This window comes from Pseudomonas sp. PAMC 26793 (genome assembly GCF_000313235.1).
Lineage (GTDB): Bacteria > Pseudomonadota > Gammaproteobacteria > Pseudomonadales > Pseudomonadaceae > Aquipseudomonas > Aquipseudomonas yamanorum.
This window is the reverse complement of sequence record NZ_AMXG01000042.1, coordinates 12,207-26,566: the sequence shown is the minus strand read 5'-3', so window position 1 is coordinate 26,566 and position 14,360 is coordinate 12,207. Positions and strand designations below refer to the sequence as shown.

The following is a 14,360-nucleotide window of genomic DNA, read 5'->3' as shown; positions in this document are numbered from 1 at the left end:
CCGGCGGTGCCAGCGGGACGCGGAGCGTCCGAGGTGGCATTCCCACGCAGAGCGTGGGAACGATCACCCTCGCCTACCACACCGCAATATGCGAATCCGCCCGGGGCTCGGTCCCACCACACAGCACCCCACTGACCGGATCCCGCAGGATAATCTGCCCACGCCCGAAGTCTGTCAGGTCACTGGCAATCTGCACCTGGTGCCCACGCCGAGCCAGGGCATTGGCCAAATCCCGCGACGCCCCCTGCTCGATGCCGACCTTCATGTCTCCCAGCCATTGCCAACGCGGCGCATCAAGGGCCGCCTGGGGATTAAGACCAAAATCCACCAGATTCATCACCATCTGCACATGCCCCTGGGGCTGCATATACCCGCCCATCACACCAAACGGCCCGAGAGCCTGGCCATCCCGAGTAAGGAACCCAGGAATGATGGTATGGAACGTCTTTTTCCCAGGCGCCAGGCAGTTGGCATGAGCCGGATCCAGGCTGAATTCCTGCCCACGGTTCTGCAGGGCAATACCGCTATCAGGCAACACCACACCAGAGCCAAACCCGTGATAGTTGCTCTGGATAAACGAAACCATATTGCCTTCCGCATCGGCAGTGGCCAGATACACCGTGCCACTGGCGTGAGGATCACCCGGTTTGGGCGGCTGGGCCTGTTCACCGATCTGGCCACGCCGCCGGGTGCTGTAGTCATCGCTAAGCAGGTCAGCCACCGCCACCCGCATATGCAGCGGGTCAGTGATGTAGTGCAAGCCATCGCTGTAGGCCAGTTTCATCGCCTCCAGTTGGCGATGCCAGGTCTGCTGGCTGTCGCGGTGATCGAAGCTGAACCCCTCCAGAATCTTCAGCGCCATCAGCGCCACCAAGCCCTGCCCGCTCGGCGGAATTTCCCAGACGTCGACGCCCCGATAGTTGATATGGATCGGCTCCACCCACTGTGCCCGGTAGCCGTTGAGGTCGGAGGCCCGCAAGTAGCCACCGGTGGCGCGGGAATGAGCGTCCAGGCGCTCGGCCAGGGCGCCGCGATACAGGCTTTCACAGCGGGTCGCGGCCAGTTCTTCTAGGGTTTTCGCCTGGGCGGGATTGCGAAAAATCTCCCCGGCCTGTGGCGCCCGGCCGTCAATCAGGAACGTTTCGAACCACGCCTCCAGCACCAGGTCGCGATGGGGGGTGAATTCGTCCAGGGCGACCTGCCATTGATGAGCAACCACCGGCGACAACGGAAACCCGTCCCGCGCCAAACTGATGGCCGGTTGCAGCAGTTCGGCAAACGGCAGCTTGCCAAAACGCTGCGACAACTCGGCCCACGCCGACGGGCAGCCCGGCACCGTCACCGGGGTCCAGCCATACAGCGGCATCTGCGCATGGCCGGCGGCCTTCACCGCCTCAATCGACACCGCCGCCGGCGCATGCCCGTTGCCGTTAAGGCCATGGAGTTGGCCCTTGCACCAGACCAACGCAAACGCATCCCCCCCCAGGCCGCAGCCGGTGGGCTCGACCACGGTCAGCGCCGCCGCCGTGGCGATGGCGGCGTCGATGGCGTTGCCGCCCTTTTGCATGATCTCGATGCCGGCCTGGGCAGCCAAAGGCTGGGAAGCCGCGACCATGCCGCGCCGGGCGAACACGCTCTGGCGCTGGGACGGATAAGGGTATTCATGAGCAGAGAATTTCAACATGGCAAAGGCTCTTCAAAACAAGGATTCATTGGCCGGATTTGACCCGGTTCCACTCCCGGGTCATCAGGCGCTGGATGGCTTCCGGCAGGTCGGCGGAAACGAAGGTATGGCTGATCACTTCGTCACCGGGATAGATGCCGGGGTTGCCGCTGACGTTGGGGTCCATCAGCGCCGTCGCGTCTTGGTTGGGGTTGGCGTAGCCCACGTAGTCGCTGATGGGCGCGATCACCTCGGGGCGCAGCAGGTAGTTGATCAGGGCGTGGGCGTTGGCCACGTTGCCGGCATCTTTGGGGATCGCCAACATGTCGAACCACAGGTTCACGCCTTCCTTGGGGATCAAGTAGCGGATGTCGATGTGCTTGCCCGCTTCCTTGGCGCGGTTCTGGGCCTGCATCACATCGCCGGAATAGCCGATGGCCACGCAGATATCACCGTTGGCCAGGTCGGCGGTGTATTTCGACGAGTTGAAGTAAGTCACCGAAGGCCGCAGTTCCATCAGGCGTTTCGAGGCTTGCTTGTAGTCGTCGGGCTTGACGCTGTTGGGGTCCAGCCCGAGGTAGAGCATCACCTGGGGAATGATCTTCACCGGCGCATCGAGAAACGCCACGCCGCAGCTCTTGAGCTTGGCCAGGTTGCCGGGTTCGAACACCATCGACCAGGAATCCAGTACCGCGTCCTTGCCCAGCACCGCACGAACTTTTTCCTCGTTGTAGCCGATGCCCACGGTGCCCCACATATACGGCACGGCGTAACGGTTGCCGGGGTCGGCGGCTTCCAGGCGTTGCATCAGGCGCGGGTCGAGGTGCTTCCAGTTATCCAGCAGGGAACGTTGCAGCGGCTGGTAGGCACCGGCCCGAATCTGCTTGGACAGGAACTGGCTGGACGGCACCACCACGTCATACCCCGAGTGCCCGGAAAGCAGCTTGGCTTCGAGCATCTCGTTGGTGTCGAAGATGTCGTACTGGACCTTGATGGCGCTGTCTTTCTCGAAATTCTTCAAGGTGTCGGGCCCGATGTAATCGGACCAGTTATAGACCTTCACCACCGGGTCGGCGGCCTGGGTCATGGGGACAATCGCGGCGCAGCACAGGGCCGTGAACAAGCTCGGTAAGCGCATGATGAATTTCCTTGGAAGGGTCATAGCACACGGCTGAGAAAGGCCCGGGTACGGGGATGGCTGGGACGGCTGAAAATCTGTTCCGGCGGCCCTTGTTCGATGAGTTCGCCCTGGTCGAGCACCACCACGCGGTCGGCCACTTCACGGGCAAAGCCCATTTCATGGGTGACCACCACCATGGTCATGCCCTCCTCGGCCAACTCTTTCATCACCTGCAAAACTTCGCCCACGGTTTCCGGGTCGAGGGCGCTGGTGGGCTCGTCGAACAACATGGCCTGGGGTTTCATCGCCAGCGCCCGGGCGATCGCCACCCGTTGCTGCTGCCCGCCCGAGAGCATCGACGGGTAGTGGCCGGCCTTGTCCGCCAGGCCCACCCGCTCCAGCAGGCCACGGGCTTGTTCCAATGCCGCCGCACGAGACACACCAAGCACCTGGATCGGCGCCTCGATGATGTTTTCCAGGGCGGTCATATGGGGGAACAGGTTGAAGCGCTGGAACACCATGCCGATGTCCCGGCGCTGGCGAGCGATATTGCGCTCCGAGTCCCGCACCAGGCTGCCGTCGGCACGCTCGCGATAACCCATCGCCCGACCGTTGACGCGGATGCGCCCGCCCTGGATGTCTTCCAGCAAATTGATGCAGCGGATAAAGGTGGTCTTGCCCGAGCCCGAAGCACCGATCAGCACCACCACTTCGCCACGGCGCACTTGCAGGGAAATCCCCTTGAGGATCTGCAACTCGCCGAAGGACTTGTGCACATCCAGGGCCTCGATGATCAACTCTTCACTTTTGTGCGCCATGGTTAGCGTCCCCTCAGCAATTTCAGGGTGCTGCGACCGAACATCCGGCTGGAGGCCGGCGGCGGTGACGAAGGCCGGTCCGACTGGCCGAAGCGCGCCTCCAGCCAGCGCTGGAAAAAGCCCCAGAGCGTGGTCAACAACAGGAAGTAGATGGCGACCACCAGGTACAACTCAAACACCCGGAACGTCGCCGAGGTGACCATCTGGGTGCTGAGCAACAGCTCCTGCACGCCGATCACACTCACCAGGGTGGTGTTCTTGAGCATCACGTTGAACTCGTTGCCCAGCGGCGGGACGATCACCCGGAACGCCTGGGGCAGCACGATGCGCCGCATCAACTTGGCGAAGCCCATGCCCAGTGAGCGCCCGGCTTCGTATTGGCCCTTGTCCACCGCGCCGATGCCGGCCCGGATGATCTCCGCCATATAGGCGCCTTCATTCAGGCCCAGGGCGATGATTGCTGCCTGGATATTCCCGGGGACCACCAGCCCGAACAGGTCGATATCCTCGAAACGAAAAATCCCCCCCGCCGCCAGCGCCGTGTACAGGAACACGATCTGCACCAGCAACGGCGTACCACGCATCAACCACACATAAAAACGCACCGGCAGGTGCAGCAGCGGGTTTTTCGACAACCGCAACAACGCCGCCGCCAGCCCCAGCACACAGCCCAGCAGCATCGCCGACACCGCGATCAGACACGTCAGCCAGAGCCCGGTCAGGTACACCCCGCTGGGCTGCAGCAGGTACTGCCAGAACACATCCCAATTGAAATTCATCGCAGGTTTGCCTCAGTCGAGTGTGTCGCTGCTGACATGCCACTTGTCCAGCAACTGGACGTAGCTGCCGTCGCTGCGCATGTCGCTGACCACTTGCTGCACGGCGGCGCTGAGCTGCGGATCGTCCTTGCGAATGCCCAGGCCGGTGAGGATCCGGCTGAACGCCGGCACGCCTTCCTGGAACAGTTCCGGGGCCATTGCCGCGTAGTACCCGGCGGTTTCCACGGTGGTGCCATAGGCGTCCACCTGGTTGATGCGCAGGGCCTGGAAGGCGTCGGTGTCGGTGTTGTACACCACCAGTTTCATCGGTGGCTTGCCGGCCTTGGCCAGGCTGTCGTTCTGGGCGTCGAGCAGGGTCTTGATGGTGGAACCGTTGAGCACCGCGACCTTGTGCCCGGACAGGTCATCCAGCGCCTGGATGCCCTTGGGGTTGCCCTTGGGCACCACCACCGACTGGCTGGAATACATGTAGTTGACGATGTCGATCACTTGCCGCCGCTCGGGCTTGTCGAACAGCTGTTCGACGATCATGTCGCACTGCTGGGCCAGCAGCGCTGGCACCAGCCCGGAGAACGGAATCACCCGCCATTGCACCTGCTTGCCTCCCAGGCGCTTGGCGATTTCCAGGCCCAGGTCGACGGTCAGTCCCCGGGGTTTCTGCGCTTCATCGAAGGACACCAGGGGCGGTGAATCCATCCCCGAGCAGTACACCAGTTTGTCGACCTTCTGCAGGCGCTCCGGCACTTGGGGCGCAGCAAAGGCCCCTTGTGTGCAGAGGCCCAGGGATAGGGCGACCAGCAAGGCGTGACGTTTATGCATGACCAGACACTCCAGTTCGTTGGACAACGGGGGCAGGACTCAAAGTCAAAACACGGGCGGGTTTGTACCCGCTTCTATTTTTCCGTTTGCTGGAACTGAATCAGCGCCGGCACGGTGCCTTCGATGTGCTCGCGCACCACGGCTTCGGCGCGGTCGGCATCACCGGCGCGAATCGCATCGAGGATCACCGCATGCTCCTGGCGGGCGCTGAGGGGTTTGTCGCCGTGCTGCAGCCACAGGCGCATGGGCGCCTCCACCAGCGAGTACAGCGCCGAGATCTGCTTCATCAGGCGCGGGCGGCCGCTGAGGCTGCACAGGTATTCGTGAAAGGCGCGGTGGCGGCTGACCCACTCGGCACTGTCGTCGCGGTAGTCGTCCATCTCGTCCAGCTGCCGCTCCAGCGCGGCCAACTGGCGCTCGCCAATCCGCCCCACCGCCACACGCACCGCCAGGCCTTCGAGGGCGCTGCGCATCTCGAAGACTTCGTGCAACTCCTCGATATCCAGGCCACTGACAATCGCCCCGCGGTTAGGCCGCAGGGTCACCAGGCCCTGGGCGTCGAGGCGGCGGAAGGCTTCGCGCACCGGCATACGGCTCATGCCGATCTCGCTGGCGATGTCCTCGGCGATCAACCGGTCACCCTTGCGGTAGCGGCCACTGCAAATCGCGTCCAGCAGGAAGGCGTAGGCCTCCTCCTCGGCGGTCAGCGGCTGGCGTTCTACATAAGCGGGAGCGAATTGCATCGGCAGCACCTTTTGAATTTTTGTATCCAATTATCTACGAATACAAAAAAGCAGTTTGCATGCCAGGTTCGCGGTTAGTGCTTCAAGTAATTGATTCAGATGGAGTTGGTGAGTGGCATTGACCTGCGCACGCCGCAATGCCGCAGGAAAGTGCTACCAAAAGGTTCAAGTAACGGCCCATAAGTGGGCAGGCCGGTAGCCAGTAACATCCTGGTACCTTTCTAAATACCTGTACAATTTTATTATTTTGTACAAGTATCAGTTGTATCAAGCCCTCTCTGGGAGAACCGCAATGACCCGTCTATTGGTTTCGCTGGCCCTGGTGCTGGGCCTGAGCAGTTGTGGCAGCGTGGATGTAAAACACTATGCCGACCAGCAGCCCCAACTGGACCTGGTGAGCTTCTTCAGCAAGCCCGTCAAGGCCTGGGGCATATTCGAGAAACGCTCGGGTGAAGTGGCCAAGCGTTTCGAGGTGAATATCGCCAGCCGCCGCGAGGGTGAAAACCTGATTCTCGACGAACGCTTTCTCTACAGCGATGGCACTCGCCAGCGGCGCGTCTGGACCCTGACCCCCGATGGCCCGAACCACTGGCGCGGCCGCGCCGACGACGTGGTCGGTGAGGCCAAGGGCGAAGTGGCCGGCAACGCGTTGCGCTGGCGTTACGTGCTGAGCCTGCCGGTTGACGGCTCCGTCTACGAAGTCAGCCTCGACGACTGGATGTACCTGATGGACGAAGACACGCTGATCAATCGCTCCAGCATGTCCAAGCTGGGGGTCGACGTGGGTCAGGTGACGCTGTTCTTTCGTCGCCAGTCTTCGCAACCCTGACCGGCAAGGAGTGAATCATGAACCTGCAAACCCTGACCCAACTGGCCACCCAAGGCGACGTGCGTGAAATGGAACTGCTCTCCCTGGAAGGCGGTTTCTATCTGGCGCGCGTCCGGCTGGACCACGGCCAGTTCACCTTGCTGGACGCGGCCGCAAAGCCCATGCGCTTTCGTTCCGTCAATCACCTGCGTGACGTGTTGCAGTCAGTCCCGGCGTTTCCCTGCACCCTGGTGCATCAGTGCGTCCATGATGAAATGTGCGGCCGGCGTGAAGGGCCCATTGAGGCACTGCGAACGCCATTTTCACTGGAAGCGCCCTGGTGACCAAGGCCGTTAGAAACCTGTGCCTGGTGCTGGGCGATCAGTTGTCCTTTGACCTGGCCTCCTTGGAGGGGCTGGACAGCCAGCACGATGCCGTCTTGATGGTGGAGGTGATGGAGGAAGCCAGCCATGTGCCCCACCATCCGCAAAAAATCGTCCTGATCTTCAGCGCCATGCGCCACTTTGCCCAGGCGTTGCAGAAGCGTGGTATCCGGGTGCAGTACGTCGCCCTGGACGACCCGCAAAACACCGGCTCGGTACCCGGCGAGCTAGGGCGCTGGCAATCGCTGATGCAGCCACAGGAACTGCACCTGACCGAATGCGGCGACTGGCGCCTGGAACAATCCCTGAAAGACTGCGGCTTGCCGATCCAGTGGCATGCCGACAGCCGTTTCCTGTGCAGCCGTGACGAGTTCGCTACTTGGGCCAGCGGCAAAAAACAGCTGCGCATGGAGTTCTTCTACCGGGAGATGCGCCGCAAGAGCGGGCTATTGCTCAACGGTGACGGCACCCCGGTCGGCGGTGCCTGGAACTTTGATGCGGACAACCGCAAGGCGCTGCCCAAGGGAACCAAAGCGCCCTACCCGGCGCGCTTTGCCTCGGACTCCATCACCCAGGAAGTGCTGGCGCTGGTACGTAAACACTTCAGCAGCCACTACGGCGACCTGGACACCTTCGATTACCCGGTGACCCACGCCGACGCCCAGGCGTTGTGGGATTACTTTCTGGATTACGGCCTGGCCGGGTTCGGCGACTACCAGGACGCCATGGCCAGCGACGAGCCGTTCCTGTTTCACGCCCGTATCAGTGCGGCGCTGAACATCGGCCTGCTGGACCTGCGCCAGCTGTGCAGTGACGTGGAGGCGGCCTATTGGTCGGGCAGCATCGGGCTGAATGCCGCCGAAGGGTTTATCCGCCAACTGATTGGCTGGCGTGAATACGTACGCGGCGTGTACTGGCTGAAGATGCCGGACTACGCCGCTGGCAATGCATTCGGCAACAGCCGTCCGCTGCCGGAGTTCTACTGGACGGGCGAGACGCAAATGAACTGCATGCGCCAGGCGATCGGCCAGAGCCTGAAACATGCCTATGCCCATCACATCCAGCGGCTGATGGTCACCGGCAATTTCGCCCTGCTGGCCGGCATCGTGCCCAGCCAGATAGGCGAGTGGTACCTGGCGATCTACATGGATGCTTTCGACTGGGTCGAGCTCCCCAACACCTTGGGCATGGTGATGCACGCCGATGGCGGCTACCTGGGTTCCAAACCTTACTGTGCCAGTGGCCAATATATAAAGCGCATGTCGGACTACTGCCGCGACTGTGCGTACAAAGTCACTGAAAGTACCGCTGACAACGCCTGCCCGTTCAATGCGCTTTACTGGCACTTCCTGATGCGCCACGGCGACCTGCTGCGGGGCAATCAGCGCATGGCCATGCTTTACAAGAATCTCGACCGGATGCCTGAAGCCAAACAGGACGCGCTGTGGGAACGGGGCCAGAGGCTGCTGGCGAAGCTGGATGCGGGCGAGTCACTTTGAGCGGGCGACTTGGTGTTTGCCGGCACGCTGACCGAGCAGCATCAATCCACCTCCCGCCAGCAGCAGGCTCGCCGCGATAACGATGTAGCCGCCGTACACATCCACGCCTTGCACGAGGCTGAGCGTCTGGGAACACACCAGGGTGCCGGTCAGCGAGGCAATGGCCAGCACCGGCGTCACGGTCGCGGAGACTCGGCCCATATAGCCTGCCGGCACGGCCTCTTGCAGCATCGGCCCCTGTACCATGGCAAACACCGAAAAGCACAGCCCGCAGCAGAACATCAGCCCCCAGGCCAGGTAAAACGGCGGATGCAACGCATAGCCCAGGTAGCTAAACCCCAGGCACAACAGCGCCACGGTGAACGCGCGTCGAATGCTCAAGGCCTTCAACAGCGGCCGAACGAGAAAGGCCGCCACCAGCCCGCCGACGGGGAATGCGGCGAGTACCAGGCCATATTCACGCGGGTTCAGGCCCAACGTTTTGAAGGCATACAACGACAGGACGACGTTGTTGATACCGACGGAAAAGCCATATAACGCCACGCCGGTCAGCAGGGTTCGAATCGATGGATGCCCCCAGGAAAACCGCAGGCCGGCCAAGAGTCCACGCCAGAATGAGGCGCGCTCTGCGGGCAATGCAGCCCCTAAATCTCGGGTGGCCAGGATACATAGTGCTGAACAGCTGAACGCCAGCACATTGATCAGCAACGCCCAGATCGGCCCCACCCACACAAACAGCGCCGGGCCCACGGAAGCGGAAAGTACCGAAATACCCGTGAGGGAAAACATCGTCTTGGCCGACGCTTCCACCCGCCGCTCAGCGGGAATGATCACTTGCATGACCGCCTGCCGGGACGGGTTGAAGAACTGCGCGGCGCTGCTGTTCATCACCAGCAACAACAGCACGCCGGCGAACACTTGCATCTGATCGAGGCTGGACAGCGAATAGATCAGGATAAAGATCAGGAAGTTGATCACCCGGGTAGCATCAGCCGTGATCATCACGTAGAGCGCAGGCAGGCGGTCGACCCAGGCACCCGCCAATGGCGCCACCAGCACCCGCGGGATCGCCGAGGCCGCCACCGCCAGGCCCACGGCGCTGGGTAGAAAGGCGCTGTCGCGGAACAGATCGGTCACCAGCCAGACGATGATCGTGCTCTCCAGCACGAACTCGCCGAAGGACGAGAGCGCCTGGCCCAGCCATAAAAGTGAAAAATTGCGGCTGATGAAAAAACCGGCAAACCGGCTTTGCCCTTGATTCGTCCTGAACACCATCCCTTCCCTGTGCGAAACGCTGTGAAATTTTCCGGCCGCTGCGAATTGTTGTGAAGCCGACGATAAATGGCCAATTGCCCATGCTAACGTCGGCTTCGATGTCATCCAATCCATTGAGGGAGCAGCGCCGATGTCTACTACCGTAACACCCGCCGGTGGCGGACCGACCACTCAAAAAGCCTCGCCGTCGGTATTTGACGACAAGTTGAATATTTCCAAGTCGAGCAAGGTGATCGCCGATTACATGCGCCAGTCGGGCAAGTCGGCGATTACCAAGCAAGAGCTTTCACAGTTGGCCAGCAATGCCTCGGGCAAGGTGCCCGCCGATGTGAGCGCTGCGGCCCAGTACATGGAACGCCACCCCGACGTGTTCACCGCCATCGAAACCCATGACGTGGCGGGTGCCGATAACCTGTCCGGGGTGTGGAACTTCGATTGGGCGGCCAACGGCGGCCTGAACGGCACGGCGACTGATGCAATCGCCAAGATGCAGGACACCTTTGACTTTGCAATCGCCAAGTCGGCGCTGATCACCGAGATCAGCACCGGCAAAAAGGCCGAGCTGGATTCGACCAAGCAGCGGCCGCAGAACTAGGTTCCTCGAAATGATCGTTCCCACGCTCCGCGTGGGAATGCATACCGTGACGCTCTGCGTCACCATCACCTCTCGCATCGACGGCTGGACGCAGAGCGTCCAACGCGGCATTCCCACGCCGAGCGTGGGAACGATCTGTCACGGTCAGAAGTGAAACGCCACCCCCGTGGTCACGTTGAACGCATCCCCCACATAGAAGTTGGCCGAGTCCTGGCCCTTGGCGTCATACGCGGTGTTGGTGGCCGTGGCGTAGCGCTTGTTGGTCAGGTTGCGCGCGTCGACGAACACCTCCCACTTCTTGCTCGGGGCCTCGTAGCCCACCTTGGCCCCCCACAATGTGTAGGACGGCGCACTCAAGGAGTTGGCAAAATCCACGTAGTAGCTGGACGCCGCCCGGGCATTGAGCTGCGCATAGAAACCGCTGCCCTGGCGATATTCCAGCTCCGCCTGGTACACCTGACGCGGCAAGCCCGGCAACTGGTTGTCGCCGAACACCCCATCATTGCGGTAGTGGAAGTCGTTGAAGGTGTAGGCCTGGCGCAAGGTCAAGGTGTCGCCATTGCCGCCGTCCCACAGTTGCGCATTCAAGCCGGCCTCGATGCCCTGGTGAATGGTTGCGCTGCCGTTGGAGGTAGCAACCAACTGGTCCTGGGTAGCGGTTGCCTGGCGCACCACCACCGACAACAGTTCTTTCTGCACCCACGACCGGTAGACCGTCAGGCTGCCGTCGAAGATGCCGTGGCCGCCACGAATACCGAACTCCACGGTGTTGGCTTTTTGCGGCCGCACATCACGGATGTAGGGCGTGCCGGTGCTGCCCAACTGCCAGGTGACCGGTGGATCTACGGAGCGGCTGACGTTGCCGAACACATCGAATTCCGGGGTCAGCTGGTAGCGCAGGCCAATGCGCGGGGCGACGTCGGTCTCGTCGTATTCGACGCCACTGGGGAATGCGCTGGTATTGGTGCCGGTGGTGTACTCGATCTGCGCCTTGCGCTTGATATCAATCAGCGACAGCCCGGTGGACAGCCACGTACGGTCGTTCAGTTGCAGTTCGTTGCCGAGGGAGAACACCGTGTCCCGGGAGCCGGTGTAGTTGGTTTTCTGCTGGGTTATACCGGTGGCCTTGCTGTGGGACTTCACATCGGCGAGGTACGCCAGGGTGTTGCTGAAGGTCACGCTGCTGTCGCTGCGCAGGCCGAAGAAGGTGTCGGCGGTGCGCAGGTAGCGCAGGGTCAGGTTGACGTCCTGGGAGCGCCATTCCTGGGGTGTTGGCGAGTAACGCCAGCCGTTGTCCAGCGGGTAGTCGTTGTAGCCCAGGCCGACTTCGAGCTTGGCATTGTCGTCGAAGGTGTAGGTGGTGGTGCTGCCAAGCAGGGTCGAGCCGTCCTTCTTGCGCCCGATGGGCACGAGGTTGCTCGTAGGGTCGTGCTTGAGCTGGTATTTGGTCAGGGTGTTGCCCTGGCTCAGGGTCTCTTCCTTGTAGCGAATGTAGAAGCGCGTCTCCAGTTGCGGGCTGAATACGTGGCCGAAGTTGGCGACGATCCCCTGTCCCTTGTTCGGCGTGTTGTCCTGATAACCATCCCGCTCGTTGTGCTGGATGCTGACGTAGTAGTCGTTGTCGCCCTCTACACCACCGGTGCTCAGTTGCTGCTTGCGGTAGCCGAAGCTGCCGGCTTCAAAGCGTGCGTAATTGCCCGGATCGGTGCGGCCGGTCTTGCTCACGAAGTTGATCGCGCCGCCCAGGGATAATGCCGAATAACGGAAAGCGTTGGCGCCGTAGAGCACCTCGGTGTGGTCCACGGAGGCCATGTCCAGCATGTCTTCCTGGGTGCCGCCCGGGCCGGTCAATGGCAGGCCGTCATAGAGGAATTTGATCCCCAGCACATAGCCTTGGTAGAAGGTGTTGAGGCCCGAACCACGGATCGAAATCTTGTTGGCACCCGAACCGCTGGTGGCCTGAGCGAAGACTCCCGGCTGCAACGCCAGCACGTCCTCGGCATTCGCCGCCCGGCCCTGCTCGATCTTGCGGTTGTCGATCACCGCAGTTTTGCCGGGCACCTTGGCCAGCTGCGTCTCGGCCTTTTGCGCTTCGGTGGCTTCGGCACCGGTGACCACCACCGTGGCCAGGGTCGGATCGGCCTGGGCGGCAAAGGCCGCGCCGTGTATCAACATCAACAGCACGCCAAGGCTGGACGCGGTGGCCAGTGACTCAAAACGACGAGCGCGTGGTTCAAACAGTTGCCGCATGGATTAAATACTCCTGGGGTCTCTAATTAGTTGGAGCATCTATTTGTATAGTCGCGCTCTGCTTTCAACCTTGCAGGGTTCGTGCCACGTCAAAACATCAATAAACACGGGCCCACAGCTCTGTTTAATCGCCACAGGCGCAACACTTTGCTGGTGAAATGTTCGTTTCACAACAATGCTTAAAACACAGATTTAATTATATGTTTAATCGATAAAAGCATAACCAAACCCCCGTCCTAAAGGCCTCGGTCGCAACTGTTCGAATCCCAACAGCGGACCAACAAAAGTTGCGTATCCGGCACTCTTCGCGCCTACACCCTCATCAGAAAACGCAAGTTACCCACGCTCTATTACTTGGTATGAGTCTTGCTCTACCCAACGCTCAGGGAAATTAATTAAATGGGGTATTCACGTGACGGCCAACTTACTCTGCACCCGCAGGACGCCGCAGGAGATTGCCCGTGACTTGGCAAGCGAATTTGCCCGCACCGCCGTCGACCGCGATGCCAGCGGCGGCACGCCCAAAGCCGAACGCGACAAGCTGCGCAGCAGCGGCCTGCTGTCCCTGAGCATCCCTGGGCAATTCGGCGGGCTGGACGCCAACTGGTCGGAAACCTTCGAGGTGGTGCGCGAGTTCGCCCGGGTCGACAGCTCCATCGCCCACGTATTCGGCTTTCATCACCTGATGCTTGCCACCGTCCGGTTGTTCGCCACGCCCGCACAATGGCAAACCTGGTTCAGCCTGACGGCGAGCAACAACTGGTTCTGGGGCAACACCCTGAACCCGCTGGACACCCGCACGGTGGTCAAGCGCCACACGGGTTGGCGGGAATTCTCGGGACAGAAGAACTTCTGCTCCGGGGCCAACGACTCGGAGATGCTGATCGCCTCGGCCATCGATGAAAGCGCCGGCGGCAAGTTGCTGATCGCGGCGATTCCCAGCGCCCGCAGCGGGATCATCCTGCACAACGACTGGAACAACATGGGCCAGCGCCAGACCGACAGCGGCAGCGTGACCTTCAAGCGCGTACGCGTGGAAGAGTCCGACCTGCTGCTGGACCCGGGGCCGTTGAGCACGCCGTTCGCCTGCCTGCGCCCGCTGATTGCGCAACTGCACTTCGCGAATATCTTCCTCGGCATCGCCGAGGGCGCATTCGAAGAAGCACGCCAATACACCCTGGAAGAAGCCCGCCCATGGTTCCGTTCCAGCGCCAGCCACAGCACCCAGGACCCTTACATCCTCAGCCACTACGGCGACTTCTGGGTGGCGCTGCAAAGCACCCGCCTGTTGGTGGAGCGCGCCGGTGAGGTATTGGACGCGGCATGGGCCAAGGGCTCGGCCCTGACCAGCGAGGAACGCGGCACAGCTGCGATTGCCATTGCCACCGCCAAAGTCGCCGCCAGCCGCAACGGCCTGGAGTTGTGTAGCAAGGTCTTCGAGGTCACCGGCGCGCGGGCGACCAACGCCTCGGTGGCCCTCGACAGGCACTGGCGCAACTTGCGCACCCAGAGCCTGCATGACCCGCTGGACTACAAGCTTCATGAACTGGGCGAATGGGCACTGAACGGTACCCCGCCCATCCCGACGTTCTATTCGTAGAGATTGCC

13 protein-coding genes are annotated in these 14,360 nt (G+C 61.6%); 5 read left to right on the top strand and 8 right to left on the bottom strand.

Annotated features, from left to right (window positions below):
* Nucleotides 1–73 precede the first annotated feature (73 nt).
* The 6 genes from D109_RS0122930 to D109_RS0122905 form a co-directional block, all read right to left on the bottom strand.
* Complete coding sequence (locus D109_RS0122930) at nt 74–1,684, bottom strand: gamma-glutamyltransferase family protein (RefSeq protein WP_017478929.1); 1,611 nt, start codon at nt 1,682–1,684, stop codon at nt 74–76.
* Between the two features lie 25 nt (nt 1,685–1,709).
* Nucleotides 1,710–2,801, bottom strand: coding sequence for a polyamine ABC transporter substrate-binding protein (locus D109_RS0122925; protein WP_017478928.1), 1,092 nt, complete (start codon nt 2,799–2,801; stop codon nt 1,710–1,712).
* Between the two features lie 20 nt (nt 2,802–2,821).
* Nucleotides 2,822–3,601, bottom strand: coding sequence for an amino acid ABC transporter ATP-binding protein (locus D109_RS0122920; protein ID WP_017478927.1), 780 nt, complete (start codon nt 3,599–3,601; stop codon nt 2,822–2,824).
* 2 nt (nt 3,602–3,603) lie between these two features.
* Nucleotides 3,604–4,380 (bottom strand): amino acid ABC transporter permease, encoded by a 777-nt coding sequence (locus D109_RS0122915; protein ID WP_017478926.1) that lies wholly within the window; start codon nt 4,378–4,380, stop codon nt 3,604–3,606.
* 12 nt (nt 4,381–4,392) lie between these two features.
* On the bottom strand, nt 4,393–5,199 hold the full coding sequence (locus D109_RS0122910) for an ABC transporter substrate-binding protein (protein ID WP_017478925.1): 807 nt from the start codon (nt 5,197–5,199) through the stop codon (nt 4,393–4,395).
* A 74-nt stretch (nt 5,200–5,273) separates the two neighbouring features.
* Entirely contained in the window at nt 5,274–5,942 is a 669-nt protein-coding gene (locus D109_RS0122905; protein WP_017478924.1) for a GntR family transcriptional regulator, read from the bottom strand.
* A gap of 292 nt (nt 5,943–6,234) precedes the next feature.
* Here D109_RS0122905 and D109_RS0122900 point away from each other — a divergent pair, with 292 nt between their 5' ends.
* The 3 genes from D109_RS0122900 to D109_RS0122890 are packed head-to-tail and all read left to right on the top strand — an operon-like array spanning nt 6,235 to nt 8,632.
* The gene (locus tag D109_RS0122900) at nt 6,235–6,771 is read left to right on the top strand and encodes a DUF3833 domain-containing protein (protein WP_017478923.1); all 537 of its coding nucleotides are present in this window, start codon (nt 6,235–6,237) and stop codon (nt 6,769–6,771) included.
* 17 nt (nt 6,772–6,788) lie between these two features.
* The gene (locus tag D109_RS0122895; RefSeq protein WP_017478922.1) at nt 6,789–7,094 is read left to right on the top strand and encodes a DUF6482 family protein; all 306 of its coding nucleotides are present in this window, start codon (nt 6,789–6,791) and stop codon (nt 7,092–7,094) included.
* A complete protein-coding gene (locus tag D109_RS0122890) occupies nt 7,091–8,632 on the top strand; it encodes a cryptochrome/photolyase family protein (RefSeq protein WP_017478921.1) in 1,542 nt (513 codons plus the stop codon). The genes D109_RS0122895 and D109_RS0122890 overlap by 4 nt, the downstream gene beginning before the upstream one ends.
* Here D109_RS0122890 and D109_RS0122885 read toward each other — a convergent pair.
* Nucleotides 8,624–9,904, bottom strand: coding sequence for an MFS transporter (locus D109_RS0122885; RefSeq protein WP_177325535.1), 1,281 nt, complete (start codon nt 9,902–9,904; stop codon nt 8,624–8,626). The genes D109_RS0122890 and D109_RS0122885 overlap by 9 nt on opposite strands.
* A gap of 133 nt (nt 9,905–10,037) precedes the next feature.
* Here D109_RS0122885 and D109_RS0122880 point away from each other — a divergent pair, with 133 nt between their 5' ends.
* Nucleotides 10,038–10,502: a hypothetical protein gene (locus D109_RS0122880; RefSeq protein WP_017478919.1), complete on the top strand. Its 465-nt coding sequence runs from the start codon at nt 10,038–10,040 to the stop codon at nt 10,500–10,502.
* A gap of 144 nt (nt 10,503–10,646) precedes the next feature.
* Here D109_RS0122880 and D109_RS0122875 read toward each other — a convergent pair whose 3' ends face one another.
* Complete coding sequence (locus D109_RS0122875) at nt 10,647–12,752, bottom strand: TonB-dependent receptor domain-containing protein (RefSeq protein WP_017478918.1); 2,106 nt, start codon at nt 12,750–12,752, stop codon at nt 10,647–10,649.
* A 412-nt stretch (nt 12,753–13,164) separates the two neighbouring features.
* On the opposite strand from D109_RS0122875, the gene D109_RS0122870 reads away from it, so the two are divergent.
* Nucleotides 13,165–14,352 carry an acyl-CoA dehydrogenase family protein gene (locus D109_RS0122870; protein ID WP_026078168.1) on the top strand — a complete coding sequence of 396 codons (1,188 nt, stop codon included), beginning with the start codon at nt 13,165–13,167 and terminating at the stop codon, nt 14,350–14,352.
* Nucleotides 14,353–14,360 lie beyond the last annotated feature (8 nt).